The following is a 26431-nucleotide window of genomic DNA, read 5'->3' on the forward strand; positions in this document are numbered from 1 at the left end:
TTTAGACGGCCGGTGCTGGCTCAGGTGCCGCCGAAGGTTTTGGCAGCGACGACAGGAACGCCATGATCAATGCCGCCAGGTACGGCAATGATTGCACCAGCAACATGACCACCCAGAAGCGCATGTCGTTGCTTGGAATACCCTGCACCAGGTAGATCCCCAGCGCCGCGCCCCACAACAGCAGCATGATGAACAGCTCTTCCCGCGCTTCGGAAATCGCCACCCAGAAGCCATGGTTGTCGGCGTTTTTCGGCGTGCGGAAGAACGGAATGCTGCTGGTGAAGAAGCCGTACAACACCGCTTTGGCGATGGTGTGAGACAACGCCAGACCCGCCAGTGCCGCGCAGAATGCATCTTTCAGGTTCACGCCCACCGCGCGGCGATACAGGAAGATGATCTTGCCGACCTTGAACACGAACAGTGCCAATGGCGGGATCGCGAAGATCAACAGTGGCGGATCGACCCGTTGCGGCACGATGATCATCGCCGCCGACCACAACAGTGCGCCGACGGTGAAGAAGATGTTCATGCCGTCCGCCACCCACGGCAACCAGCCCGCGAGGAAGTGGTAACGCTGGCCACGGGTCAGTTCGGTGTCCTTGCCGCGCAGCAGGCTGCCGGTGTGACGCTTGATGATCTGGATTGCGCCGTAAGCCCAGCGGAAACGCTGCTTCTTGAAGTCGATGAACGTATCCGGCATCAGACCCTTGCCGTAACTGTCGTGGTAATACGCCGCCGACAGGCCTTTTTCGAACACGCGCAGACCCAGTTCAGCGTCTTCACAGATGCACCAGTCGGCCCAGCCCAATTCTTCCAGAACCGAACGACGAGTCATGGTCATGGTGCCGTGCTGGATGATCGCGTCGCGGTCGTTACGGGTGACCATGCCGATATGGAAGAAGCCTTTGTACTCGGCGTAACAGAGCTTCTTGAAGGTGCTTTCGTTCTGGTCGCGGTAATCCTGCGGCGACTGCACCACGGCAATTTTCGGGTCGGCGAAGTGCGGCACCATGTGCTTGAGCCAGTTCGGATGCACGCAGTAATCGGAGTCGATCACCGCGATCACTTCGGCATCCTTGGCAGTGTGCGGAAGCAGATAATTCAACGCGCCGCCCTTGAAACCTGCCAATGGCGCGACGTGGAAGAACTTGAAGCGCGGGCCGAGGATTTCGCAGTAGTCTCGCACCGGTTCCCACACCGCCGGGTCCTTGGTGTTGTTGTCGATGATCAGGACTTCGTAGTCCGGGTAATCGAGGGCGGCCAGGGCGTCGAGGGTCTGTTTGACCATTTCCGGCGGCTCGTTGTAGCAAGGCACGTGGATCGACACTTTTGGCCGGTAGCTGGAGTCGCCCTCCACGGGCAGGAATTCCCGTCGGCGTTTGTGAATCCACACCGCTTCGGCCAGTTCATGGGCCTCTGTGAGCAACACGATAAATACCCCGAGCGCACCCAGCGCCAGGAGGAAGCCCACTGTCAGGCTAAACCAGGTGCTGTATTGCAGGCTGTAGTCGTAACCGATCCACACCAGCACCGATCCGCAAAGGAAGGCGATAAAGGTCAGGAAGATCCGGCCACGCTGGCGCAGGGCCGAGCCGTCGATCATCAGCAAGGTCAGCGACAACAGCGCCAGTACCACCGAGCCGACCGCCAGCACACGCCATTGCGGGATCGCCACCACCGGGCCTTCGAAGTTGAATTTCTGCTGACGCGCGGCGTTGAACACGCCCCAATACGCGCCAACCGAACCTTCGTCACTGGCTTTCCACGGCTGGTCGAACGCTTCGATCACGAAGTAGTTGAAGCCCTGGCGGTTGAGCTTGTTGACCAAAGTTCGCAGGTAGATCGCCTGATCCGCCGGCGACGCATCGGCGCCGCCGCGCATTCGGCCGTTGCTCGGCCAGCCCACCTCGGACAGCAGCAGCGGTTTTTTCGGGAACATCTTTTTCAGGTCGCGGGCGCGGTCGAAAACGAACTGGCCGGCCTTGTCGACCGGGATGAATTCCCAGTACGGCAGAACGTGAGCGGCAATCAGATCGACGTGCTTGGCCAGCTCCGGGTGTTCTTCCCAGACGTGCCATTGCTCGGAGGTGGTCACCGGTACTTTGACGGCTGCGCGTACGCGATCAAGCAGCACGCTCAGTTGCTCGGCAGTGATTTCCTTACGGAAGATCGCTTCGTTGCCGACTACCACGCGAACCACGCTGCGCGAGGTGTTCGCCAGTTCGATGGCGCGAGTGATTTCCCGCTCGTTGCGCTCCTGGTCGGGGCTGATCCAGATCCCCAAGGTCACGCGCAAACCAAATTCTTCCGCCAGTTTCGGGATGTCTTGCAGCGAGCCATCGACCGAGTAGATGCGGATGTTGTCCGTCAGCTTGCTCATGATCTCCAGGTCACGGCGCATTTCTTCGTCGGAAGGGTACTGATCCTTCTGCGGGAATTGGCCCTGCTGGAACGGCGAATAGGAGAAACCGGAGATCTGCTCCGGCCAGTTGGGCGCGGAGACCGGGCGATTGATCAGCGCCCAGAAGCCGGTGAACAGGGCGGCGATTGCCAGAACCACCACCAGGTTGAGACCAAATTTACGCGATGACATAGCTGTTTCGGGTTCCAAAGGCTGTGGAACGGAGGATCGGTAGGCTATACGCCAATGGGGCGCGCATCCTACACCGGTAGTTCGCAAGTCGTACAACAGACAGGGAATTGCCTGACATTGGGCAATCCGCTTTGACTTAAGTTCTTACACTTGTAGATCGAAGGTTAAAACTTGTCGCTGCGTAGCCCTATAATGCGCGCCGGTTTTTGGGGTAATGGTCATGAGTACAGAAGATCCGCGGTTTGCAGGCATCGCCCGTTTGTATGGCATCGAAGGCATGGAGCGCTTGCGCGCGGCCCATGTGGCGATCGTCGGCGTCGGTGGCGTCGGCTCCTGGGCGGCGGAAGCCATCGCCCGTTGCGGCGTCGGCGAAATATCCCTGTTCGATCTGGATGACGTTTGCGTGAGCAACGCCAACCGCCAGTTGCATGCGCTGGACAGCACCGTCGGCAAACCGAAGGTCGAGGTGATGGCCGAGCGACTGCGCGGGATCAACCCGGACTGCACCGTCCATGCGGTGGCGGATTTCGTCACTCGCGACACCATGGCCGAATACATCACGCCGAACATCGACTGCGTGATTGACTGCATCGACGCCGTCAACGCCAAGGCTGCGCTGATCGCCTGGTGCAAACGCCGCAAGATCCAGATCATCACGACTGGCGGTGCGGGCGGGCAGATTGATCCGACGCTGATTCAGGTCTGCGATCTGAACCGCACGTTCAACGACCCGTTGGCTTCGAAAGTGCGATCCACGCTGCGTCGTGACTACGGTTTCTCGCGCACCGTGACCCGTCACTACAGCGTGCCGTGTGTGTTTTCCACGGAACAACTTCGCTACCCGAAACCGGATGGCAGCATCTGTTTGCAGAAGAGTTTTGTCGGTGATGGCGTGAAACTGGACTGCGCGGGCGGGTTTGGTGCGGTGATGATGGTGACGGCGACGTTCGGCATGGTCGCGGCGACCAAGGCTGTGGATAAGATTGTGGCTGGGGTTCGGCGGCCGGCGGATCGAGTCAAACCTCAGGTTTGATGCCGGGGCTGATGGCCTCATCGCTGGCAAGCCAGCGCCCACAGGTATTTGGTAGGTTCACTGCATTTGTGAACACCATAGAACCTTGTGGGAGCTGGCTTGCCAGCGATGGCGATTAACTCGCCAACTCATTCATCCGCTGGAGCACCGCATTGAGGCCATTGCTGCGCGACGGCGACAACTGCCGCGAAAGCCCCAGCTGGCTGAACCAGTCCGGCAAATCCACCTGCTGCAATTCAGTCGCCGACAACCCGTTGACCCGCAACAACAGCAATGCCACCAACCCGCGAATCATCCGCGCATCACTGCTGGCGCTGAATTGCCAGTGGCCGTCCTGCAACTCGCCCAGCAACCACACTTGGCTTTCACAGCCATGCACCCGGTTGGCATCGCATTTATCCGCGTCGCTCAGCGGCGGCAGACGATCACCGAACTGCATCAGCAATCGCGCCCGCTGTTCCCAACCGGCAGCATTCTGAAAGGTTTGCAGCGCCTCGGCGGCATCAGTCGGCAGGCTCATCGCAACAACTCCAGCGCCTGATCCAGCGCTTCGAAAAAACGCTCCAGATCCTCGGAATCGTTGTACAGCGCCAGCGACACCCGAATCGCCCCGGCCAGCTCGAAGCTTTTCAGCAACGGCATGGCGCAGTGGTGCCCGGCGCGCACGGCGATGCCTTGCTCGGTCAGCAGATGCGCCAGATCGGCGTTGTGCACGCCCTCGACGACAAAACTGGCCAGGGCCAGTTGCGGCTTGCCCAGTAGACGAATGCCATTGCGGGCAGCGAGGCCGCGCAGCAGATAGTCGTGCAGCGCCGCTTCATGAGCGGACACGGCTTCCTGATCCAGCCCGGCAAGATAATCGAGGGTCGCACCGAGGCCGATCACGCTGGCAATCGGCGGCGTGCCCGCCTCGAAACCCAGCGGGGCAGGGCGGAAGCGCGAATCGTGGTAGTTGGCTTCCAGCACCATTTCACCGCCGAACTGCCACGGCTTCAGCTGTTCCAGCGCTTTATTGCGCCCGAACAGAACACCGAGGCCATCGGGGCCGTACAGCTTGTGGCTGGAAAACACATAAAAGTCACAACCAAGCGCCTGCACGTCATGTCGACCGTGCACCACACCTTGGGCGCCGTCGACCACGGTCAGCGCGTTCTGCGCCTTGGCCATGCCCAGCAGCGCCGGCAACGGTTGCCACGCACCCAGCACGTTGGACAACTGACTGACCGCCAGCAAGCGGGTGCGCGGGCCGATCAGGTGCACGGCGGCAGCGAGGTCGATTACGCCATCGTCATCCAGCGGCAGGATCACCAGTTTCAGATCGCGACGTTGTGCCAGTTGCTGCCACGGCAGCAGGTTGGCGTGATGCTCCAGGGCGCTGATGACAATTTCATCGCCCGGATGGAAGAGGTGCTCCAGGCCATACGCCAGGAGATTCAGCGCACTGGTGGCGCCGTGGGTAAAGATGATTTGCCCGCTGTCACCGGCATTCAGCCATTGCGCCACCTTGAGCCGACTGTCTTCGAACGCCTGTGTCGCGTGGGCACCGGGAAGATGCTGCGCGCGATGCACATTGGCCGCGCCGTTGGCGTAGTAATGCGCCAGCGCGTCGAGCAAGGCCTGAGGTTTTTGCGTGGTGGCGGCGTTGTCCAGATAGGTCTGGTCTTGCCGTTGCAGGGCGGCGATGGCCGGGAAATCGGCGCGCCAGGGGGAGGGAATCATCACGGTTCATAGCCCTGGTGAAGAGGGGCGGAATTACGCCAAACCTTGTGGGAGCGAGCAGGCTCGCTCCCCCAGGTGCTTACAGCACTTAGTTGTGAGCGTGCAGCGCTTCGTTGAGTTCGATCGCCGATTTGTGGGTTTTGCACTCCACGGCACCGGTTTCCGAATTGCGACGGAACAGCAGGTCGGTCTGACCGGCCAGTTCACGCGCCTTCACGACTTTGACCAGATTATTGTTCTCGTCCAGCAGCGCTACTTTGGTGCCGGCGGTCACGTACAGGCCCGACTCGACAGTGTTGCGGTCGCCCAACGGGATGCCGATACCGGCGTTGGCGCCGATCAGGCAGCCTTCGCCAACCTTGATCACGATGTTGCCGCCGCCCGACAGGGTGCCCATGGTCGAGCAACCGCCGCCCAGGTCCGAACCCTTGCCGACGAAGACGCCTGCGGAGACGCGGCCTTCGATCATGCCCGGGCCTTCGGTGCCGGCGTTGAAGTTGATGAAACCTTCGTGCATCACGGTGGTGCCTTCGCCCACGTAGGCGCCCAGACGCAGACGCGCAGCATCAGCGATACGCACGCCGGCCGGTACCACGTAGTCGGTCATTTTCGGGAACTTGTCCACCGAGAACACTTCCAGCAGCTCGCCGCGCAGACGGGCTTCCAGTTGCAGTTCGGCCAGTTCGCTCAGGTCGATTGCGCCCTGGCTGGTCCACGCTACGTTCGGCAGCAGCGGGAAGATACCGGCAAGGCTCAGGCCGTGCGGCTTGACCAAACGATGGGACAGCAGGTGCAGCTTGAGGTAGGCCTCAGGTGTCGAGGTCAGCTGCGCATCTTCAGCCAGCAGCGTGGCAACCAGCGGCTTGTGGCTCTCGGCCAGACGGGTCAGCAGCTTGCCTTGAACGGCGTCGATGCCTTTGACGGCTTCAGCCAGTTGCGCAGCCTGTGCGGTGGTGAAAGTGATGGCCTGGTTGCCTTCGGTGTAACCGAGGATCGGTGCAACGGCAGCGACCAGTTCGGCCGAAGGATTGAGCAGTGGCTGTGCGTAGAACACTTCCAGCCACGCGCCTTGGCGGTTCTGGGTGCCGACACCGAAAGCGATGCTGAACAGGGAATTGGACATGTGAATACCTCTACAAAAAAGTGACGGGCTGCTTATTTGATCGCGGCCGCGTAGATGTCTGGCTTAAAGCCAATCAGGGTTCGGTCACCGAGATCGAGCACCGGGCGCTTGATCATCGAGGGTTGAGCGAGCATCAGTTCGATGGCTTTCGACTGGTCGAGATCGGCTTTACGTTCGTCGTCGAGTTTGCGAAAGGTCGTGCCTGCACGGTTCAACACCGTTTGCCAGCCGTGCTCGTCACACCATTGAGTCAGGTGCTCACGGTCGATGCCGGCAGTCTTGTAATCATGGAAGTCGTAGCTGACAGCGTGTTCATCGAGCCAGGTGCGCGCCTTCTTCATGGTGTCGCAGGCTTTGATGCCGAAAAGGTGCAACGTTTTACTTGAATCGGTCAAGGAATCGCCCCCTTTACAGGTGCTGGAAAAAAATGGTGTCGGATTATGCCATGACCCTTCAGCTAATACGCAAAACCTGTGGGAGCCGAGTTTCAGAGGGCTGCGACATAGGTGCAAAGGCCAGGCACAGCCTAAGCGGCTAATATGGCAGTTCAACGCTGTCGATCGTCTGAGATTTTCGCTTTATGCAAACTGCTTACACCGTCCTGATCCTGCTGATGCTGGTCAGCGTCTCGCGTCTGGTCGGACGGGTAATTCCGCTGCCGCTTCCTCTGGTACAAATCGCCGCCGGCGCCCTGTTGGCCTGGCCAACACTTGGTCTGCACGTGGCGCTGGACCCGGAGCTTTTCCTGTTTCTGTTCCTGCCACCGCTGTTGTTCTCCGACGGATGGCGCATGCCCAAGCGTGAGCTCTGGCACCTGCGTGGGCCGATTCTGACACTGGCAGTCGGGCTGGTGCTGTTTACCGTGGTGGGCGCCGGGTATTTCATTCACTGGTTACTGCCAACGATTCCGCTGCCCGTGGCTTTCGCATTGGCGGCGGTGTTGTCGCCAACGGACGCCGTAGCGGTCTCGGCCATTTCGCAAAACCGCTTGCCCACGCCGCTGATGCACATGCTGCAAGGTGAAGCGCTGATGAACGACGCTTCGGGTCTGGTGACGTTCAAGTTCGCCTTGGTCGCAGCGGTGACCGGGGTGTTCTCGCTGGCTAATGCGAGCCTGACGTTTGTGCTGGTGGCGGTTGGAGGGTTGGCCGTCGGGGTGGCTTTGAGCTGGCTGGTGGGTCGCCTGCGCGCCTGGATGATTGCCCGCGGCTGGGACGATCCGGCTACCCATGTGGTGTTTATGTTGCTGCTACCGTTCGCCGCGTATGTGCTGGCCGAACGATTGGGGGCTTCGGGCATTCTGTCTGCCGTGGCGGCGGGGATGATGCAGAGCTGGCTCGATCTGCTGCCGCGTCAGACCAGCACTCGCCTGCTCAATCGCAGTGTCTGGGCATTGCTGGAGTTCGCCTTCAATGGTCTGATCTTCCTGCTGCTGGGTCTGCAATTGCCGGACATCATCAAGGCCGTTGTCAGTCATGAGCCGACACTCTGGCCGACGCTGCTGTATCGCTGCCTCGACGTGGTGGCAATTTTTCTAGCGCTGGTGGTGCTGCGATTTGTCTGGGTACAAAGTATCTGGCGTTTGTCAGTGCTCCTGCGACGTTTGCGCGGCAAGGGTGATCTGACCCAGGTGCCCACCGCGCGATCCTGCTGGCTGCTGACGGTGGGCGGTGTGCGCGGTGCGGTGACGCTGGCGGGTGTGATGTCAGTGCCGATGCTGATGGGAAGCGAAGCGTTTCCCGAACGGGATCTGCTGATTTTTATCGCCGCCGGGGTGATTCTGCTGTCGCTGATTTCGGCGTGTATCGCGTTGCCATTGCTCCTGCGAGGCATTCAGAAGAGCCCCGACGAAAAGCGCCGTCAGGAAGTGCGCGATGCCTGGCGCAAAACTGCCGAGGCCGCGATTCATTCGTTGGAGACCGAAGAACTCGCACCGCAAGACGCCGCACAAGCGGCACTGGCAGCGGAACTGAAAGCACGGATCATGTCCGAGTATCGCCATCAACTCGACGTGTTCAACGATTCCGCCGAAGCCCAGGCGCTGGCGTTCCAGATGGATCTGCTGGAACGCCGTTTGCGCCTGAAGGCACTACGTGCACAGCGTCTGGAACTCTACAGCCTCAGCCGCCATCACCAGATCGGCGATGACGTACTCAGAGAGGTGCTTGGCGAGTTGGACCTGAGCGAAGCCAATCTGGGGCAGGTCAAGTAATCGTGAACGACTGTTCCTGACGGTTGATTCATGGGGTCTCGCAGGAGCCGCCGTCGGGGATATCGATTGGGTAGTAATACGCGACGATTTTTTTGTCTTTGCTGCTGATTTCTGTATTCATCGCCACTTCGAATTTTCCATCGGTGAGTTCCTTTTCGACCGGATAATGCATGATGGAAGTTGTATCGTAGTCGGTGATGGCGACTTGCTCGGTAATCGGCGTAAAGATGTTCAGGTCCACGCTTTTTTTATTCATGCCCCATTTCTCTGCGTATTCTTTATAGACTTTGGGTTTGTCCCAGGGGATGTTTGCGTCGGGGTGTAAGTGTTCATGATGTAAGCCCAGGGCATGGCCGAACTCGTGCAATACAACTGTGCGAAAATCCAAGTCTCCGGGCCGCGCGGCGATGAACATAGTCGGTTTGTTTGCGTCTATGGTAAGTGCGTCGGTACCGATTTGAGAGGCATTTTCAGCAGTATCGGTTTTTATCCTGATTATTCCATCTTTACTGTCGATGAAACTAAAGGTAAGGCTGACATAGTCAGCCCACTCCCAAATATGTCTTTTTATCGCCTCTTTCAGCGCGGCGGGAGGCTGGTCCATGAATGAAATGGTCAGGTGGCGATCAGGCTTCCAGCACTTTGCCAGGATTGCAGTTGCGCGCGGAGACAGGCCGGAGTTGGAGGCGTGTGAAGTATTCTTGGGGTTTTCATTGATGGCTGCTCGGAAACTGGCAACTGGATCAGTTATTTCAAGTTTCAGGCAGGGTTTCGAGTTGAGCATGTTCAATTCCTTTTGATGTATGTAGTTGTCCCGTGTCCGGGCATGGATTTTAGTTGTTTGGGTTTTAAGTTTGCTGGTCAGGCAACTGGTTTTTGTTTAGTTGTTGTTTTTGCGCTGATCAAGTTATTTTCTTGGCAGCGGAAGGTAAAGTGTGGTGTTGTAAGTTGGCGTTTCTTTATTGTCTGATTACCGTGCCAGATTGCCTGGCACGGTATGTGTGAGTATTACTTCCGGGTAACGAACGCGCGAATTCGTTCTGCGGCTTCTACGCATTCGGCCAAGGGGGCGACCAACGCCATCCGCACGCGACCAGCACCCGGATTGACGCCATCAACGTCGCGGGACAAGTACGAGCCCGGCACCACGGTGACGTGTTCTTCGGCGAACAGGTCGCGGCAGAAAGCTGCATCGTCGCCTTCAACATTCGGCCACAAGTAGAAGCTGCCGTCGGGGCGCTGAACATCCATCACCGGGCTGAGGATTTCCAGCACAGCATCGAACTTCTCGCGATACAACGCGCGGTTGGCACGCACGTGTACTTCGTCGTTCCACGCGGCGACGCTGGCCAACTGGGTTTGTACCGGCATCGCGCAGCCGTGGTAGGTGCGATACAGCAGGAAGCCCTTGAGAATGTCTGCATCACCGGCAACGAAACCAGAACGCAATCCCGGCAGGTTGGAGCGCTTGGACAGACTGTGGAAAACCACGCAGCGTTTGAAGTCTTTGCGGCCCAGTTCAACGCAGGCAGTGAGCAGACCCGGCGGCGGGGTCTGTTCGTCGAAGTACAACTCGCTGTAGCACTCGTCGGCGGCAATGACGAAGTCGTATTCGTCTGCCAGGGCGATGAGCTTTTTCAGGGTGTCGACCGGGATCAGCGCGCCGGTCGGGTTACCCGGCGAGCACAGAAACAGGATCTGGCAGCGCTTCCAGATATCTGGCGAAACTGCATCGAAGTCAGGGTTGAAGCCGTTTTCATCCAGGCACGGCAGGTAATGCGGCTTGGCCCCCGCGAGGAACGCGGCGCCTTCGTAGATCTGATAAAACGGGTTCGGGCTGACCACCAGCGCATCGTCCCCACGGTTGACCACGGTCTGGGTGAACGCGAATAACGCTTCGCGTGTGCCGTTGACCGGCAGCACGTTACGGGCCGGGTCGATCCAGCCGCTCGGTACGCCAAAGCGGCGCTCGCACCAGCCAGCGATGGCTTCGCGCAGGGCGGGAATGCCAAGGGTGGTCGGGTATACCGCCATCTGATCCAGACTGTTTGCCAGCGCCTCGGCGACAAAGCTTGGGGAGCGGTGTTTCGGCTCACCGATCGACAGGGCGATCGGGCGCTTGTCCGGGTTCGGCGTGACGGTACCGAGCAGGGCGCGGAGTTTCTCGAACGGGTAGGGCTGGAGCTGGTTCAGAGCGTTGTTCATTTGTACGGGGTCTCATTGCAAAGCAGGTTAATCCGGGCGCGCAGTCAGATACTGATGCGCGAAAGCTTGATATCGGGTTCCTGATTGACGCTCAGTTGCTCGACGATCGCATCCTGCAAACGGCTGCACAGCAGGGGATCGGACAGCGGCTGGTTGTGCGCGTCGGTGATGAAGAACACGTCCTCCACCCGTTCGCCCAGGGTCGCAATCTTGGCGTTCTGCAGCGACAGGTCGAACTCCAGGAAAATTCCGCCGATCCGCGCCAACAGGCCTGGACGGTCGGGTGCGGTCAGTTCCAGAACCGTCACCGGACGCTGGGCGTCGTTGTGAATCGTCACTTGTGGCGCAAAGGCAAAATGCTTGAGCTGGCGCGGCACCCGGCGCTGAATGATCGTCGGGTAGTCGTCGGGGTTGCGCAGGGCTTCGGTCAGGCCCTCGCGGATCTGCTTGATCCGTGCCGGGTTGTCGCCGATGGATTCACCGTCGTTGTCGAGCACGATGTAGGTATCGAGGGTGAACTGGCTGCTGGACGTGATGACCCGAGCATCGTGAATGTTCAAGTTGAGCTGATCCATTGCCGCCACAGTCACAGCGAAGAAGTCGTGCTGATCCGGTGCATAAATGAAGATCTGCGTACCGCCCTCGAATTCACGCTGGGTGGTTTCCTTGATCAACACCAACGGCCCGCCATCGGCTGGCTGCTGGAGTATGGCGTCGCTGTGCCAGGCTACATCGCCGGCTGTGTGACGCAGGAAGTAGTCATCGCCCAACTGCCCCCACAACTGCTCGACGTCGTCTGGATCGGTGCCGCCGCGCACAAGAATGTCCAGCGCTGCACTTTGGGTCTGGCGGATCTGCTCTTCGCGATCCACCGGGTTTTCCAGGCCGCGGCGCAAGGCGCGTTTGGTCTCGGTGTAGAGCTGGCGCAAGAGGCTGGCGCGCCAGGAATTCCACAGCGTCGGGTTCGTCGCGTTGATGTCGGCCACAGTCAGCACGTACAGGTAGTCGAGGCGGGTTTCATCGCCGACCGCCTGGGCAAAATCGTGGATCACCTGCGGGTCGGACAAGTCCTTGCGCTGGGCGGTGGTCGACATCACCAGATGGTTTTGCACCAGCCAGACGATCAGGCGGCTGTCCCACACCGGCAACTGATGGCGCTGGCAGAACGCCTCGGCATCGACCGCGCCGATCTCCGAGTGATCGCCATGCCGGCCCTTGCCAATGTCGTGGTACAGGCCGGCGAGGTAGATCAGCTCGGGTTTGGGCAACTTGCCCATAAGCTTGCTGGCCAGCGGGAATTTTTCCGACACCTGGGTGTACTGCAACTTACGCAGGTGCTTGATCAGGTTCAGGGTGTGCGCGTCGACCGTATAGATGTGGAACAGGTCGTGTTGCATCTGCCCGACGATAAAGCCGAACTCCGGCAGATAGCGCCCGAGAATGCCGTAACGGTTCATCCGGCGCAGGTTGCGGTGGATGCCGATCTTGCACTTGAACAGCTCGATAAACAGGCTGGTATTGCGGATGTCGTTGCGGAAGTTGTCGTCGATCAGGTGCCGGTGCTCGCGCAGCAAACGAATGGTATCGGCGCGCACGCCTTTGATTTCCGGCTGCTGAGCCATCAGCACGAAAATCTCCAGCATGGCGAACGGCGTACGGCGGAACACGTTGTCGTTGCGTGCTTCGATATAGCCGTCGTGCAACTGGAAGCGCGAGTTGATCGGATGGGGCGGCGCTTCGTCTTCCGGGGCGAGGATGACTTCCTCGAAATGCTGGATGATCAGGTCGCTGAGCTGGGCGATGCTCATCACCACGCGAAAGTACTGCTGCATGAAGTTTTCGACAGCCTGCTTGGCGTCGTCGCCTTCAAAACCGAGTAGCCCGGCAATGGTGCGTTGATGATCGAACAACAAGCGGTCTTCGGAGCGGCCGGCGAGCATGTGCAGGGCGTAGCGCACTTTCCAGAGGAATTCCTGGGAGGAGGCGAGCAGGGCGTTTTCGCTCTCGACCAAAAAGCCTTCGCCGGCAAGGGCGCGCAGGTTCAGGGTGCCGTATTGACGACGGGCAACCCACAGAATCGTCTGAATATCCCGTAGCCCGCCGGGCGAGCCTTTGACGTTGGGCTCCAGGTTGTATTCGGTGTCGTTGTACTTGTGGTGGCGAGCCTTCTGCTCGGCGCGTTTGGCCAGGAAGAACTCCTTGGCCGGCCACATGTGGGCGGTGCTGGTAACGTCGAGCATGCGTTGGCGCAAACGCTCGGGGCCACAGATGGTGCGGCTTTCCATGAGGTTGGTGACGACGGTCAGATCGGCGCGCGCCTCTTGGGCACACTCATCCACCGAACGAACGCTCTGACCGACTTCCAGGCCGATATCCCACAGCAAGGTGAGAAAACGCTCGATGGAATCGCGGAAAACTTCGTGATCGGCACTGTCCAGCAGGATCAGCAAATCGATGTCGGAGTAGGGGTGCAATTCACCACGGCCATAACCGCCGACCGCGACCAGCGCGATGTCGGCGTCTTCGCTCCAGTTGAACTGTTCCCAGGCCTTTTGCAGGATGTTGTCGACGAACCAGGCGCGGTCTTCGATCAGCCGGCGTATATCGCGGCCGCTGCGAAAGCGCGCATCGAGCACTTCGCGGGCCTGGCGGATCGCCTTCTTGAACGCCGCGATGGGGCTCGCTTTCAGGGCCAGTTCAGCCTGGAACTGGCCGCGGTCGAAGAGTTCGGGATCCACCTGCGGCATCGATTGGCTTTCCTTCTATAGGCTGGGAGCGTTTTTGGGATCAGGCCGAGACGCGGGGAATGGTGTCGTCGGCGCGCAAGGTGAAGATCTCGTAGCCGGTGTCGGTGACCAGCAAAGTGTGTTCCCACTGGGCCGAGAGCTTGCGGTCCTTGGTGATCGCGGTCCAGCCGTCGCCCAATACTTTGGTGTCGGCCTTGCCCTGGTTGATCATCGGCTCGATGGTGAAGGTCATGCCGGCCTTCAGTTCCATGCCGGTGCCAGCGCGGCCGTAGTGCAGGATCTGCGGCTCTTCGTGGAACACCTTGCCGATGCCGTGGCCGCAGAACTCGCGAACCACCGAGAAGCCGTTCTTTTCTGCGTGCTTCTGGATGACTTCACCGATGTCGCCCAGACGGCAGCCAGGTTTGACGATCTCGATCGCCTTGTACATGCATTCCTGAGTGATCTGCGACAGGCGCTCGGCCCAGACCGGCACTTCGCCGACATGGAACATGCGGCTGGTATCGCCGTGGTAACCGTCCTTGATAACGGTGACGTCAATGTTCAGGGTGTCGCCGTTTTTCAGCGGTTTGTCGTTCGGGATGCCGTGGCAGACCACGTGGTTGATCGAGGTGCAGATCGACTTCGGGTAGCCCTTGTAGTTGAGCGGGGCAGGGATGGCCTGCTGCTCGTTGACGATATAGTCGTGGCAGATCTGGTTCAGTTGATCGGTGGTGACGCCTGGTTTTACATGTTCGGCAATCATTTCCAGCACATCGGCGGCCAGTTTGCCGGCGACACGCATGCCAGCGATGTCCTCGGGGGTTTTGAGGTTGACGGTCATACAGGCTCTCTCTGCGCTCGGCGGCGCTTGCTGATACGGATAGGGCGGCAGGTGTTCGTTTTGCGACCCTGAAAAACGCGATTCTAACAGACGAAAGGAGCAAATCCGCGCCTGCCTGCATCGCTTCTCTCTCTACAATGGTGCGCGCCGAGTCGATTCCAAGGGGGCTGCGCCCATGTCCTTGGTGTGATTAAAGATTTCGGGTTCCGTTTCTGCGCACCCTGTGGTATAAAATGCGCCGCTTTCCGGGGATACCCCGAAAAGCTTAAATCCACACACGTGTCGACACGATGACCTGGGTGCTTTTGGCTTTAAGCCACTGGTTGGTCATTGGGATACGTGGAGGCCAAACCCGACTTATTAAGGAACTATCATGTCCCAAGTCAATATGCGCGATATGCTGAAGGCCGGTGTGCACTTCGGTCACCAAACCCGTTACTGGAACCCGAAAATGGGTAAGTACATTTTCGGCGCGCGTAACAAGATTCACATCATCAACCTTGAAAAAACCCTGCCAATGTTCAACGAAGCTCTGACTTTCGTAGAGCGTCTGGCCCAGGGCAAAAACAAGATTCTGTTCGTCGGCACCAAGCGTTCCGCTGGCAAGATCGTTGCTGAAGAAGCAGCACGTTGCGGTTCGCCGTACGTCGATCACCGCTGGTTGGGCGGCATGCTGACCAACTTCAAAACCATTCGTGCTTCCATCAAGCGTCTGCGTGACCTTGAAGTTCAGGCCGAAGACGGTACTTTCGCCAAGCTGACCAAGAAAGAAGCGCTGATGCGCACTCGTGATCTTGAGAAGTTGGATCGTTCGCTGGGCGGCATCAAGGACATGGGCGGTCTGCCAGACGCACTGTTCGTGATCGACGTTGACCACGAGCGCATCGCGATCACCGAAGCCAACAAGCTGGGCATCCCGGTTATCGGCGTTGTCGATACCAACAGCAGCCCGGAAGGCGTTGACTACATCATCCCAGGCAACGATGACGCAATCCGCGCTATCCAGCTGTACATGGGTTCGATGGCTGACGCAGTTATCCGTGGTCGCAACAATGTTTCCGGCGGCACTGTAGAATTCGCAGCTGAAGAAACTCAGGCTGCAGCTGAGTAATTGACGCCCTGGCGTTGACTCAGTAAGCAAAAAGGGGGCTTGGCCCCCTTTTTGCCACCTCGAAAACCATTTGTTAACAGCGCAGCTACAGCATCTGTAACGTGCAGCGGCTAACAAAGGTAATTCGGGAAGAATTGAACGCCCGTTCGATCGGGTGGAATGGTTGAAAACCTATCCAAGAGGAATTTGAAAATGGCAGCAATTACTGCGGCGTTGGTTAAAGAACTGCGCGAGCGTACCGGCGAAGGCATGATGGATTGCAAGAAAGCCCTGGAAAAGGCTGACGGCGACATCGAAAAAGCCATTGATGACATGCGTGCTTCGGGCGCGATCAAGGCTGCCAAGAAAGCAGGTAACGTAGCTGCTGAAGGTGCCATCGCGCTGAAAGAAGACGGCAAATCCGCCGTTCTGCTGGAAGTGAACTCGCAGACTGACTTCCTGGCTCTGCAGGACGACTTCAAGGCATTTGTTGCTGCAAGCGTTGAAAAAGCGTTCGCCGACAAGCTGACTGATGTTGCTCCGCTGATCGAAGCTCAAGAAGCTGATCGCCTGGTACTGGTCGGCAAGGTTGGCGAAAACGTCAACATCCGTCGCCTGACTCGCGTTGAAGGTGATGTTGTTGGTGGTTACCTGCACGGCAACAAAATCGGCGTAGCTGTTGTTCTGAAGGGCGGTGATGTTGAGCTGGCCAAAGACATCGCGATGCACGTAGCGGCAAGCAACCCTGAGTTCCTGCTGCCATCGGAAGTTTCGGCTGAAGCTATCGAGCGCGAGAAAGCTGTGTTCCTGCAGCTGAACGAAGAAAAAATCAAAGGCAAGCCAGAAAACATTGTTGAAAATATGGTCAAAGGCCGTATCAGCAAGTTCCTGGCAGAAGCAAGCCTGGTTGAGCAGGCGTTCGTCAAGAACCCTGAAATCAAGGTTGGCGAGCTGGCCAAGAAAGCGGGTGCTGAAATCGTTTCCTTCACCTACTTCAAAGTAGGCGAAGGCATCGAGAAGCCGGTCGACAACTTCGCTGAAGAAGTTGCTGCCCAGCTGGCTGCCGCCAAGCAATAAGACAGTTTTCAACTGTCGCCCGAAAGAGGCTGCCCGCTCACGCGCGCAGCCTCTTTTCAGATGGGGTAGCCAATTTTTATTGGTTTCCACTTGGAACTGACTTACAAAGCCATGTTCCGATGGCGCTGAAGCAGCGCCAAGCTAGAGTGAACGCCAGCTGTAAACAGCTCGCAAAGAATTTTAAATACGCCGCAGGAGAGATTCGCAATGGCTCAGCAGGGCAGTGGTTATCAGGCTCGCTATAAACGCATTCTACTCAAGCTTAGCGGCGAGGCCCTGATGGGGTCGGAAGAGTTCGGGATTGATCCAAAGGTGCTGGATCGCATGGCGCTGGAAGTCGGCCAATTGGTCGGCATCGGCGTACAGGTCGGTCTGGTGATCGGCGGTGGCAATCTGTTCCGTGGCGAAGCCTTGAGCAAAGCCGGTATGGATCGGGTGACAGGCGACCACATGGGCATGCTGGCCACTGTGATGAACGCTCTGGCCATGCGCGACGCGCTGGAGCGTGCCAATATCTCGGCCATCGTGATGTCGGCCATTTCCATGGTTGGCGTGACCGATCACTATGATCGCCGCAAAGCCATGCGCCATCTGAACTCCAAAGATGTCGTGATTTTCGCGGCCGGTACCGGCAATCCGTTCTTCACCACGGATTCGGCAGCCTGCCTGCGTGCAATCGAAATCGATGCCGATGTTGTGCTCAAGGCGACCAAGGTCGATGGCGTCTACACCGCAGATCCGTTCAAAGACCCGCATGCCGAGAAGTTCGATCATCTGACATATGATGAAGTGCTGGATCGCAAGCTGGGTGTAATGGATCTGACTGCTATTTGCCTGTGCCGCGACCACAAGATGCCGCTGCGCGTATTCAACATGAACAAGCCTGGTGCCCTGCTGAACATTGTTCACGGCGGCGCAGAAGGAACCCTGATCGAGGAAGGCCAACAATGATCAATGAAATCAAGAAAGACGCTCAAGAGCGCATGCAGAAGTCCCTGGATTCCCTGTCCCATGCATTCGGTCAGATTCGCACCGGCAAGGCACACCCAAGCATCCTGGGCAGCGTGATGGTGCCGTACTACGGCGCAGACACCTCCATCACCCAAGTAGCCAATATCACTGTAAAAGACTCGCGCACCCTGCAAGTCGTGGCGTTTGAGCGCAACATGCTCGCGGCAGTCGACAAGGCAATCCAGAGTGCCGGCCTGAACCTCAACCCGACCAACCTCGGCGAGTTGCTGCTGATCTCCATGCCTGCCCTGACCGAAGAAACCCGTAAGGGGTTTACCAAGCAGGCGCGCAGTGCAGCTGAAGACGCTCGTGTTGCCGTGCGCAACATTCGTCGTGATGCGTTGGGTGAGCTGAAGAAGCTGGTCAAGGACAAGGAAATCAGCGAAGACGAAGAGCGTCGTGCTGCTGCGGACATTCAGAAGCTGACTGACAAGGCTGAGGCTGATATCGACGCAGCCACCAAGCAAAAAGAAGCGGACTTGATGGCCGTATAAGGGTCGAGCTTTTAATGGACAAGACCAAGCAGACTGCGCCGTCCGCGGTGCCGCGCCATGTCGCGATCATCATGGATGGCAACAATCGCTGGGCGAAAAAACGCTTTATGCCGGGTGTCGCCGGGCATAAAGCGGGCGTTGATGCTGTACGGGCTGTAATCGAGGTGTGCGCTGAGGCCAAGGTTGAGGTACTGACCCTTTTCGCCTTTTCCAGTGAAAACTGGCAGCGTCCGGCCGATGAGGTCAGCGCCTTGATGGATCTGTTCTTCAAGGCGTTACGTCGTGAGGCCAAGCGTCTCAACGATAACAACATCAGCCTGCGCATCATTGGCGATCGCTCGCGCTTTCATCCGGAGCTTCAAACCGCAATGCGCGAAGCCGAGGCGATGACTGCGGGCGCCAACCGTTTCATCCTGCAGATCGCCGCCAACTACGGTGGTCAGTGGGATATCGCGCAAGCCGCGCAGCGCCTGGCGCGTGAAGTTCAGGCCGGGCATCTGCGCCCGGAAGACATCACCCCTGATCTGCTGCAAACCTGTCTGGCGACCGGCGATTTGCCGTTGCCGGATCTGTGCATCCGTACCGGTGGCGAGCACCGCATCAGTAACTTCCTGCTGTGGCAACTGGCATACGCCGAGTTGTACTTCTCCGACCTGTTCTGGCCGGACTTCAAACACGATGCCATGCGCAATGCGCTGGCCGATTTCGCTTCGCGCCAACGTCGTTTCGGTAAAACGAGCGAACAGGTTGAAGCTGGAGCCCGGGTTTAATGCTTAAACAACGAATCATCACTGCGCTGATCCTGCTGCCGATTGCCCTGTGTGGGTTTTTCCTGCTCCAGGGTTCCGGTTTTGCGCTGTTCATCGGTCTGGTCGTAAGTCTGGGTGCCTGGGAATGGGCGCGTCTGGCCGGCTTCACCGCGCAATCGTTTCGCGTCGGTTTTGCTGCCGTCGTCGCGTTGATGTTGTTCGTCATGTATGTGCTGCCCGGTCTTGCGCCTTGGGTGCTGGGTGCTTCGGTACTTTGGTGGGCGGTCGCGACGTATCTGGTGCTGACCTATCCGAAGTCCAGCGAGCATTGGTCCGGTGCCGCCACCAAACTGGTGATCGGTCTGTTGATCCTGCTGCCGGCCTGGCAAGGTCTGGTGCAGATCAAGCAGTACCCGCTGGGTAACTGGCTGATCATGGCGGTGATGGTATTGGTCTGGGGTGCCGATATTGGTGCCTACTTCTCTGGTCGTGCATTCGGCAAGCGCAAGTTGGCCCCTCAAGTCAGCCCGGGTAAAAGCTGGGAAGGTGTGTACGGTGGTCTGGCGCTGAGTCTGGTGATTACCGCCATTGTCGGTCTGGTGCGTGACTGGACGGTAGCTGAATTGCTCAAGGGCTTGATGGGTGCTGCGCTGATCGTGTTCATCTCTGTTGTGGGTGACCTGACCGAAAGCATGTTCAAGCGTCAGTCCGGTATCAAGGACAGCAGCAACCTGCTGCCGGGTCATGGCGGCGTGCTCGATCGCATCGATAGCCTGACAGCGGCCATTCCAGTCTTCGCCGTATTGCTGTGGATGGCTGCGCCGTGAGCCGTCCGCAACAGATTACCGTTCTGGGTGCGACAGGCTCGATTGGTCTGAGCACCCTTGATGTCATTGCGCGTCATCCAGAGCGATATCAGGTTTTCGCGTTGAGCGGGTTTACGCGTTTGAGTGAGCTGTTGGCCTTGTGCGTGCGTCATGTACCGCAATTTGCCGTGGTGCCGGAAGTCGCCGCAGCACGTGGTCTGCAGGATGATTTGCGCGCCGCCGGTTTACCGACCCGCGTGCTGGTGGGGGAGGAGGGCCTGTGTCAGGTCGCTTCTGCTCCGGAAGTTGACGCAGTCATGGCGGCCATTGTTGGTGCGGCTGGTCTGCGTCCGACTTTGGCTGCCGTTGAAGCGGGCAAGAAGATCCTCCTGGCAAATAAAGAGGCGCTGGTGATGTCCGGCGCCTTGTTCATGCAGGCGGTACGCAAAAGCGGTTCGGTGCTGCTGCCGATCGACAGCGAACACAACGCGATTTTCCAATGCATGCCGCGGGATTTCGCTCGTGGTTTGAGCAGTGTCGGTGTCCGTCGGATTTTACTCACAGCCTCTGGTGGCCCGTTCCGACAGACGCCCGTGAGTGAATTGGCGAATGTTTCACCTGATCAGGCGTGCGCGCATCCAAACTGGTCCATGGGGCGCAAGATTTCAGTCGATTCGGCCAGCATGATGAATAAAGGTCTCGAGTTGATCGAGGCCTGCTGGTTGTTTGATGCAAAACCTTCGCAGGTCGAAGTGGTGATTCACCCGCAGAGCGTGATTCACTCTCTGGTCGATTATGTCGATGGCTCGGTGCTGGCGCAGTTGGGCAATCCTGACATGCGCACGCCGATCGCCAATGCACTGGCCTGGCCGGAGCGCATCGACTCCGGTGTGGCACCGTTGGACCTGTTTGCGATCGCGCGTCTGGACTTCGAGGCGCCCGATGAAGAGCGCTTCCCATGTCTGCGTCTCGCACGGCAAGCTGCCGAGGCAGGCGACAGTGCACCAGCAATGCTCAATGCAGCGAACGAAGTAGCGGTGGCAGCGTTTCTCGACGGACGGGTTCGTTACCTGGAAATCGCGAGTATCATCGAGGAGGTCTTGAACCTCGAATCAGTTGTGGCGCTGGATGATCTCGATGCCGTGTTCACGGCAGACGCCAAAGCGCGAGTCCTGGCCGAGCAATGGCTAAAACGTCACGCTCGATAGGTTTTGCAACACAATGGCTATAAGCGGCACTGAACAGGATTGCGGAGAAAGTAGATGAGCGCGCTCTATATGATTGCCGGCACCCTGATCGCCTTGGGTGTGCTGGTCACCTTTCACGAATTCGGCCACTTCTGGGTCGCGCGTCGCTGTGGCGTCAAGGTTCTGCGCTTTTCCGTAGGCTTCGGCATGCCGTTGCTGCGCTGGCACGACAAGCAGGGCACTGAATTTGTTGTGGCTGCAATTCCGCTGGGTGGCTACGTCAAGATGCTCGACGAGCGCGAAGGCGAGGTGCCGGTCGATCAGTTGGATCAGTCGTTCAATCGCAAGTCCGTTCGTCAGCGTATCGCTATTGTAGCGGCCGGCCCTGTTGCCAACTTCCTGTTGGCCCTGGTGTTCTTCTGGGTGCTGGCGATGCTCGGTAGCGAGCAGGTCCGCCCGGTCATCGGTGCGGTAGAGTCCGGCAGTATCGCCGCCAAGGCTGGTTTGGGTGCGGGTCAGGAGATCGTCGCGATTGATGGCGAGCCAACGACCGGTTGGGCGGCTGTCAATTTGCAGCTGGTACGTCGACTCGGTGAAAGCGGTTCGTTGCAGTTGCTGATGCGCGAGCAGGGCACTACCGTTGATTCGCCACGTGAGCTGGTGCTGGATAACTGGCTCAAGGGCGCAGATGAGCCTGATCCGATTCGCTCTTTGGGTATTCGTCCTTGGCGTCCGGCCTTGCCGCCGGTGCTAGCCGAACTTGATCCAAAAGGCCCGGCTCAGGCTGCCGGCCTGAAAACCGGTGATCGTCTGCTGGCGCTCGACGGCCAGGCGCTCAACGACTGGCAGCAAGTGGTCGATACCGTTCGTACGCGTCCTGATACCAAAATCGTGCTGCGTGTCGAGCGTGATGGTGCTTCAATCGATGTCCCTGTGACCTTGGCTGCGCGCGGTGAAAGCAAGTCGCCAAGCGGTTATCTGGGTGCGGGTGTAAAAGCTGTCGACTGGCCACCGGAGATGATCCGCGAAGTCAGTTATGGGCCGTTGGCCGCGATTGGCGAGGGCGCCCGTCGTACTTGGACCATGAGCATTCTCACGCTGGATTCACTGAAGAAAATGCTGTTCGGCGAGCTCTCGGTAAAAAACTTGAGTGGACCGATAACCATTGCTAAAGTGGCGGGCGCTTCTGCCCAGTCGGGCGTCGCTGATTTCTTGAATTTCCTTGCTTATCTGAGTATTAGCCTGGGAGTTCTGAATTTGCTGCCCATTCCTGTACTGGATGGGGGGCATTTGTTGTTTTATCTGATCGAGTGGGCGCGTGGTCGTCCCTTGTCGGATCGGGTGCAAGGTTGGGGGATACAGATCGGTATCAGTTTGGTGGTCGGGGTGATGTTGCTTGCTCTGGTCAACGATCTGGGTCGACTGTAAAGCTTCGCTGAATTGCGAATCTGCCGCATTTTGCGGCAGTTTGTTTATTGCCAGTTGGAATAAGAAAGGACTTCATGAAACGTCTGCTGCTAACTGCGGTTCTCACCGTATTGATGATCGCCGAAGTTCACGCCGAGTCCTTCACTATCTCTGATATTCGCGTCAATGGCCTCCAGCGGGTCTCCGCGGGTAGTGTCTTTGGTGCCTTGCCGTTGAACGTCGGTGAGCAGGCGGATGATCGTCGCCTGGTGGAATCCACTCGTGCGTTGTTCAAAACCGGTTTCTTTCAAGATATCCAGCTGGGCCGCGAAGGCAACGTTCTGGTCATCACGGTTGTCGAGCGTCCGTCGGTCGCCAGTATCGAGATCGAAGGCAACAAAGCGATCTCCACTGAAGACCTGATGAAAGGCTTGAAACAATCCGGTCTGTCCGAAGGCGAGATCTTCCAGCGCGCCACCCTCGAAGGTGTTCGTAACGAACTGCAACGTCAGTACGTCGCGCAGGGTCGCTATTCGGCTACGGTCGATACCGAAGTGGTATCGCAGCCGCGTAACCGTGTTGGTCTGAAAGTGAAGATCAACGAAGGCACCGTTGCGGCCATTCAGCACATCAACGTGGTGGGCAACACGGTTTTCCCCGAGGAAGACCTGACCGACCTGTTCGAACTGAAAACCACCAACTGGCTGTCGTTCTTCAAGAACGATGACAAATACGCCCGTGAAAAGCTTTCCGGTGACCTGGAGCGTCTGCGCTCCTACTACCTGGATCGCGGCTATATCAACATGGATATCGCTTCGACCCAGGTGTCCATCACCCCGGACAAGAAGCATGTCTATATCACCGTCAACGTGACCGAAGGTGAAAAGTACACCGTTCGTGACGTCAAACTCAGCGGTGACCTGAAAGTCCCTGAAGATCAAGTCAAGTCCTTGCTGCTGGTGCAGAAAGGCCAGGTGTTCTCGCGCAAGCTGATGACCACCACATCTGAATTGATCACCCGTCGTCTGGGTAACGAGGGTTACACCTTCGCCAACGTCAACGGCGTGCCTCAGCCGCACGATGATGATCACACCGTGGACATCCTGTTCGCTGTCGACCCGGGCAAGCGCGCCTACGTCAACCGCATCAACTTCCGTGGCAACACCAAGTCCGAAGACGAAGTGCTGCGTCGCGAAATGCGTCAGATGGAAGGTGGCTGGGCTTCGACCTACCTGATCGACCAGTCCAAGACCCGTCTTGAGCGTCTGGGCTTCTTTAAAGAAGTGAACGTCGAGACTCCGGCTGTTCCAGGTGTCGACGACCAGGTGGATGTGAACTACAGCGTTGAAGAGCAGGCTTCCGGTTCGATTACCGCCAGTGTCGGTTTCGCCCAGAGTGCCGGTCTGATCCTCGGTGGTTCGATCACCCAGAACAACTTCCTCGGTACCGGTAACCGCGTCAGCGTTGGCCTGACCCGCAGCGAATACCAGAGCCGCTACAACTTCGGCTACGTTGACCCCTACTGGACCGCCGATGGCGTGAGCCTAGGTTACAACGCGTTCTATCGCACCACTGACTATGATGAGCTCGACGCGGATATCTCGAGCTACGCAGTAGACAGTCTGGGTGTAGGCGCTAACGTTGGTTACCCGATCAGTGAGACTTCGCGTCTGACCTTCGGCCTGTCTGCTCAGCAGGACAAGATCAATACCGGTAAATACACCGTTGACGAGATTTTCGACTTCGTTAACAAGGAAGGCGATCAGTACCTGAACTTCAAGGCGTCGGCCGGCTGGTCCGAATCGACGTTGAACAAAGGCGTACTGCCAACCCGTGGTCGTTCCCAGAGCCTGACCCTGGAAACCACCATCCCGGGCAGCGACCTGTCTTTCTACAAACTTGACTACCGTGGTCAGCTGTTCCAGCCGATCAGCGAAAACTACACTCTGCGCCTGCACACCGAGCTGGGTTATGGCGATGGTTATGGTTCCACAGACGGCTTGCCGTTCTATGAAAACTACTATGCTGGTGGTTTCAACTCGGTACGTGGCTTCAAGGACAGTACGCTGGGCCCGCGCAGTACCCCGAGTCGTGGCACGAATCCGGGCACCATTGCTGACCCGGACCAGGATCCACTGCCGTTCGGTGGCAACGTCCTGATCCAGGGCGGTGTTGAGGTGCTGTTCCCACTGCCGTTCGTCAAGGATCAGCGCTCCCTGCGTACCTCGGTATTCTGGGATGTGGGTAACGTTTTCGACTCGCAGTGCAAGGACACCACCAACGCCAACGGCTCGTCGTCGAACACCAAGTGCAACGACATCAGTCTGAGCAACATGGCCAGTTCCGTCGGTGTAGGCGTGACCTGGGTCACCGCGCTGGGTCCTCTGAGCTTCGCGTTGGCAATGCCGATCAAGAAACCGGATGAAGCTGAAACTCAAGTGTTCCAATTCTCCCTCGGCCAGACGTTCTAAGCGTCTGACCCAAGATAACGACAATGGATTTTGTAGGGGTGCATCGTGCGTAAGTTGACTCAATTGGTTCTTCTGGCCTCCGTACTGGTGGCAGGTCCGGCGTTCGCCGACATGAAAATCGCTGTTCTGAACTATCAGATGGCATTGCTGGAATCCGACGCGGCGAAGAAATACGCCGTGGATGCCGAGAAGAAGTTCGGTCCGCAACTGACCAAGCTGAAAACTCTCGAAAGCAGCGCCAAGGGCATTCAGGATCGTCTGATGGCCGGTGGCGACAAGATGCAGCAAGGTGAGCGCGAGCGTCTGGAGCTGGAATTCAAGCAAAAGGCCCGTGACTTCCAGTTCCAGTCCAAGGAACTCAACGAAGCCAAAGCCGTTGCCGACCGCGAAATGCTCAAGCAACTGAAGCCGAAACTGGATGGCGCAGTGGAAGAAGTCATCAAGAAAGGTGGTTTTGACCTGGTGTTCGAGCGTGGCGCAGTGATTGATGTCAAACCTCAGTACGACATCACGCGCCAGGTTATCGAGCGCATGAATCAGCTGAAGTAACCCATGACCGTGACTATCAAGCTCGGCCAGTTGGCCGAGTTCCTCGGCGCCACCCTGCGTGGCGACCCGGAGAAGAAAATTACTGGGCTAGCCACTTTGCAAGAGGCTGGCCCAGCTCAGTTGAGCTTTCTGGCAAATCCTCAATATCGCAAATACCTCCCGGGTTCGCAGGCTGCAGCCTTGCTGCTCAAGGAAGCGGATGCCGAAGGTTTTGCCGGTAATGCATTGGTGGTGCCGGATCCTTACCTGGCCTATGCGCGTATCTCTCACTTGTTCGATCCCAAGCCAAAAGCCACTGCGGGGATTCATCCCTCGGCGGTAATTGCTGCCGATGCGGTGGTTGATCCAACCGCCAGCATCGGTCCTTTCGTGGTGATCGAGGCCGGTGCGCGGATTGCAGCGCAAGTCACGCTCGGCGCCCATTGTGTGGTCGGTGCACGCAGCGAAATCGGTGAGGGCGGCTGGCTTGCTCCACGGGTGACGCTGTATCACGATGTGCGCATCGGCAAGCGTGTGGTTATCCAGTCCGGTGCCGTACTCGGTGGGGAAGGCTTTGGCTTTGCCAACGAAAAAGGTATCTGGCAGAAAATCGCCCAGATCGGTGGCGTGACCATCGGCGACGATGTGGAGATTGGCGTGAATACCGCCATCGACCGCGGTGCGTTGGCCGATACCGTGATCGGCAATGGCGTTAAGCTCGACAACCAGATCCAGATCGCCCACAACGTCCAGGTCGGTGATCACACCGCCATGGCTGCGTGCGTCGGGATCTCCGGCAGCACCAAAATCGGCAAGCATTGCATGCTCGCTGGCGGTGTCGGTCTGGTCGGGCACATTGATATTTGCGACAACGTTTTCCTGACCGGGATGACCATGGTGACCCACTCGATTACCGAGCCGGGTGCCTATTCTTCCGGCACAGCCATGCAACCGGCTGCCGAATGGCGCAAAAGCGCGGCACGCATCCGTCAGCTCGATGACATCGCGCGACGTTTGAAACAGCTGGAAAAGCGCGTAGGGGAAGTGACCCCTGACGGCAATGCTTCATCAGATGGCTGATACCATTTCCATATCAAGTGTGCACAGCCTCTAGACTGCCTCCTTGATTTGCTAGAGGAGTGCGCGTCAGTCGCGC

General features: G+C 58.2%; 22 protein-coding genes. 13 read left to right on the top strand and 9 right to left on the bottom strand.

Annotated features, from left to right (window positions below):
- Position 1: 1 nt before the first annotated feature.
- The gene (locus ACA069_RS05610) at positions 2–2593 is read right to left on the bottom strand and encodes a glycosyltransferase (protein WP_497616657.1); all 2592 of its coding nucleotides are present in this window, start codon (positions 2591–2593) and stop codon (positions 2–4) included.
- Between the two features lie 214 nt (positions 2594–2807).
- Between ACA069_RS05610 and tcdA the strand changes: the two genes are divergently transcribed.
- Entirely contained in the window at positions 2808–3626 is an 819-nt protein-coding gene (tcdA, locus tag ACA069_RS05615; RefSeq protein ID WP_187680857.1) for a tRNA cyclic N6-threonylcarbamoyladenosine(37) synthase TcdA, read from the top strand.
- A 115-nt stretch (positions 3627–3741) separates the two neighbouring features.
- Here tcdA and ACA069_RS05620 read toward each other — a convergent pair whose 3' ends face one another.
- The 4 genes from ACA069_RS05620 to ACA069_RS05635 form a co-directional block, all read right to left on the bottom strand.
- Positions 3742–4146, bottom strand: coding sequence for a SufE family protein (locus ACA069_RS05620; protein ID WP_187680856.1), 405 nt, complete (start codon positions 4144–4146; stop codon positions 3742–3744).
- A complete protein-coding gene (locus ACA069_RS05625; RefSeq protein WP_401270655.1) occupies positions 4143–5348 on the bottom strand; it encodes an aminotransferase class V-fold PLP-dependent enzyme in 1206 nt (401 codons plus the stop codon). The genes ACA069_RS05620 and ACA069_RS05625 overlap by 4 nt, the downstream gene beginning before the upstream one ends.
- 85 nt (positions 5349–5433) lie before the next feature.
- Positions 5434–6468 carry a 2,3,4,5-tetrahydropyridine-2,6-dicarboxylate N-succinyltransferase gene (gene dapD, locus ACA069_RS05630; RefSeq protein ID WP_187680854.1) on the bottom strand — a complete coding sequence of 345 codons (1035 nt, stop codon included), beginning with the start codon at positions 6466–6468 and terminating at the stop codon, positions 5434–5436.
- 32 nt (positions 6469–6500) lie between these two features.
- Positions 6501–6863 (bottom strand): ArsC family reductase, encoded by a 363-nt coding sequence (locus ACA069_RS05635; RefSeq protein ID WP_401270657.1) that lies wholly within the window; start codon positions 6861–6863, stop codon positions 6501–6503.
- Between the two features lie 185 nt (positions 6864–7048).
- Here ACA069_RS05635 and ACA069_RS05640 point away from each other — a divergent pair, with 185 nt between their 5' ends.
- The gene (locus ACA069_RS05640; RefSeq protein WP_401270660.1) at positions 7049–8680 is read left to right on the top strand and encodes a Na+/H+ antiporter; all 1632 of its coding nucleotides are present in this window, start codon (positions 7049–7051) and stop codon (positions 8678–8680) included.
- A gap of 28 nt (positions 8681–8708) precedes the next feature.
- On the opposite strand, the gene ACA069_RS05645 is transcribed toward ACA069_RS05640, so the two are convergent.
- The 4 genes from ACA069_RS05645 to map form a co-directional block, all read right to left on the bottom strand.
- Positions 8709–9464 (bottom strand): M12 family metallopeptidase, encoded by a 756-nt coding sequence (locus ACA069_RS05645; RefSeq protein ID WP_401270662.1) that lies wholly within the window; start codon positions 9462–9464, stop codon positions 8709–8711.
- A 224-nt stretch (positions 9465–9688) separates the two neighbouring features.
- Complete coding sequence (dapC, locus tag ACA069_RS05650; RefSeq protein WP_489880862.1) at positions 9689–10885, bottom strand: succinyldiaminopimelate transaminase; 1197 nt, start codon at positions 10883–10885, stop codon at positions 9689–9691.
- 44 nt (positions 10886–10929) lie between these two features.
- On the bottom strand, positions 10930–13632 hold the full coding sequence (locus ACA069_RS05655; RefSeq protein WP_489880863.1) for a [protein-PII] uridylyltransferase: 2703 nt from the start codon (positions 13630–13632) through the stop codon (positions 10930–10932).
- A 40-nt stretch (positions 13633–13672) separates the two neighbouring features.
- A complete protein-coding gene (gene map, locus ACA069_RS05660) occupies positions 13673–14455 on the bottom strand; it encodes a type I methionyl aminopeptidase (RefSeq protein ID WP_187679158.1) in 783 nt (260 codons plus the stop codon).
- Between the two features lie 373 nt (positions 14456–14828).
- On the opposite strand from map, the gene rpsB reads away from it, so the two are divergent.
- The 11 genes from rpsB to lpxD all read left to right on the top strand — a co-directional run bounded on the left by rpsB (position 14829) and on the right by lpxD (position 26355).
- A complete protein-coding gene (gene rpsB, locus ACA069_RS05665) occupies positions 14829–15566 on the top strand; it encodes a 30S ribosomal protein S2 (protein WP_187679157.1) in 738 nt (245 codons plus the stop codon).
- Between the two features lie 192 nt (positions 15567–15758).
- Positions 15759–16622: a translation elongation factor Ts gene (tsf, locus tag ACA069_RS05670; RefSeq protein ID WP_187679156.1), complete on the top strand. Its 864-nt coding sequence runs from the start codon at positions 15759–15761 to the stop codon at positions 16620–16622.
- A gap of 207 nt (positions 16623–16829) precedes the next feature.
- Positions 16830–17573 carry a UMP kinase gene (pyrH, locus tag ACA069_RS05675; RefSeq protein ID WP_003222124.1) on the top strand — a complete coding sequence of 248 codons (744 nt, stop codon included), beginning with the start codon at positions 16830–16832 and terminating at the stop codon, positions 17571–17573.
- Positions 17570–18127 (top strand): ribosome recycling factor, encoded by a 558-nt coding sequence (gene frr, locus ACA069_RS05680; RefSeq protein ID WP_187679155.1) that lies wholly within the window; start codon positions 17570–17572, stop codon positions 18125–18127. Before pyrH ends, frr begins: the two co-directional genes overlap by 4 nt.
- A gap of 14 nt (positions 18128–18141) precedes the next feature.
- The gene (gene uppS, locus ACA069_RS05685) at positions 18142–18897 is read left to right on the top strand and encodes a polyprenyl diphosphate synthase (protein WP_103303033.1); all 756 of its coding nucleotides are present in this window, start codon (positions 18142–18144) and stop codon (positions 18895–18897) included.
- Positions 18897–19703 (top strand): phosphatidate cytidylyltransferase, encoded by an 807-nt coding sequence (locus ACA069_RS05690; RefSeq protein ID WP_497616659.1) that lies wholly within the window; start codon positions 18897–18899, stop codon positions 19701–19703. The genes uppS and ACA069_RS05690 overlap by 1 nt, the downstream gene beginning before the upstream one ends.
- On the top strand, positions 19700–20890 hold the full coding sequence (gene ispC, locus ACA069_RS05695; RefSeq protein ID WP_497616660.1) for a 1-deoxy-D-xylulose-5-phosphate reductoisomerase: 1191 nt from the start codon (positions 19700–19702) through the stop codon (positions 20888–20890). The genes ACA069_RS05690 and ispC overlap by 4 nt, the downstream gene beginning before the upstream one ends.
- A 54-nt stretch (positions 20891–20944) precedes the next feature.
- Complete coding sequence (rseP, locus tag ACA069_RS05700) at positions 20945–22297, top strand: sigma E protease regulator RseP (protein ID WP_187679152.1); 1353 nt, start codon at positions 20945–20947, stop codon at positions 22295–22297.
- Between the two features lie 74 nt (positions 22298–22371).
- On the top strand, positions 22372–24747 hold the full coding sequence (gene bamA / locus ACA069_RS05705) for an outer membrane protein assembly factor BamA (RefSeq protein ID WP_187679151.1): 2376 nt from the start codon (positions 22372–22374) through the stop codon (positions 24745–24747).
- Between the two features lie 45 nt (positions 24748–24792).
- On the top strand, positions 24793–25296 hold the full coding sequence (locus ACA069_RS05710) for an OmpH/Skp family outer membrane protein (RefSeq protein WP_042557882.1): 504 nt from the start codon (positions 24793–24795) through the stop codon (positions 25294–25296).
- A 3-nt stretch (positions 25297–25299) separates the two neighbouring features.
- A complete protein-coding gene (gene lpxD / locus ACA069_RS05715) occupies positions 25300–26355 on the top strand; it encodes a UDP-3-O-(3-hydroxymyristoyl)glucosamine N-acyltransferase (RefSeq protein ID WP_497616662.1) in 1056 nt (351 codons plus the stop codon).
- The last annotated feature ends 76 nt before the right edge of the window (positions 26356–26431 follow it).

The sequence above is a fragment of the Pseudomonas sp. LBUM1652 genome (assembly GCF_059716105.1).

Excerpts from the sequence above, each read along its gene's own strand:
- ACA069_RS05610 (WP_497616657.1), bottom strand. The coding sequence starts at position 2,593 with ATGTCATCGCGTAAATTTGGTCTCAACCTGGTGGTGGTTCTGGCAATC.
- tcdA (WP_187680857.1), top strand. The coding sequence starts at position 2,808 with ATGGTCATGAGTACAGAAGATCCGCGGTTTGCAGGCATCGCCCGTTTG.
- ACA069_RS05620 (WP_187680856.1), bottom strand. The coding sequence starts at position 4,146 with ATGAGCCTGCCGACTGATGCCGCCGAGGCGCTGCAAACCTTTCAGAAT.
- dapD (WP_187680854.1), bottom strand. The coding sequence starts at position 6,468 with ATGTCCAATTCCCTGTTCAGCATCGCTTTCGGTGTCGGCACCCAGAAC.
- ACA069_RS05640 (WP_401270660.1), top strand. The coding sequence starts at position 7,049 with ATGCAAACTGCTTACACCGTCCTGATCCTGCTGATGCTGGTCAGCGTC.
- ACA069_RS05645 (WP_401270662.1), bottom strand. The coding sequence starts at position 9,464 with ATGCTCAACTCGAAACCCTGCCTGAAACTTGAAATAACTGATCCAGTT.
- dapC (WP_489880862.1), bottom strand. The coding sequence starts at position 10,885 with ATGAACAACGCTCTGAACCAGCTCCAGCCCTACCCGTTCGAGAAACTC.
- ACA069_RS05655 (WP_489880863.1), bottom strand. The coding sequence starts at position 13,632 with ATGCCGCAGGTGGATCCCGAACTCTTCGACCGCGGCCAGTTCCAGGCT.
- map (WP_187679158.1), bottom strand. The coding sequence starts at position 14,455 with ATGACCGTCAACCTCAAAACCCCCGAGGACATCGCTGGCATGCGTGTC.
- rpsB (WP_187679157.1), top strand. The coding sequence starts at position 14,829 with ATGTCCCAAGTCAATATGCGCGATATGCTGAAGGCCGGTGTGCACTTC.
- tsf (WP_187679156.1), top strand. The coding sequence starts at position 15,759 with ATGGCAGCAATTACTGCGGCGTTGGTTAAAGAACTGCGCGAGCGTACC.
- pyrH (WP_003222124.1), top strand. The coding sequence starts at position 16,830 with ATGGCTCAGCAGGGCAGTGGTTATCAGGCTCGCTATAAACGCATTCTA.
- frr (WP_187679155.1), top strand. The coding sequence starts at position 17,570 with ATGATCAATGAAATCAAGAAAGACGCTCAAGAGCGCATGCAGAAGTCC.
- uppS (WP_103303033.1), top strand. The coding sequence starts at position 18,142 with ATGGACAAGACCAAGCAGACTGCGCCGTCCGCGGTGCCGCGCCATGTC.
- ACA069_RS05690 (WP_497616659.1), top strand. The coding sequence starts at position 18,897 with ATGCTTAAACAACGAATCATCACTGCGCTGATCCTGCTGCCGATTGCC.
- rseP (WP_187679152.1), top strand. The coding sequence starts at position 20,945 with ATGAGCGCGCTCTATATGATTGCCGGCACCCTGATCGCCTTGGGTGTG.
- bamA (WP_187679151.1), top strand. The coding sequence starts at position 22,372 with ATGAAACGTCTGCTGCTAACTGCGGTTCTCACCGTATTGATGATCGCC.
- lpxD (WP_497616662.1), top strand. The coding sequence starts at position 25,300 with ATGACCGTGACTATCAAGCTCGGCCAGTTGGCCGAGTTCCTCGGCGCC.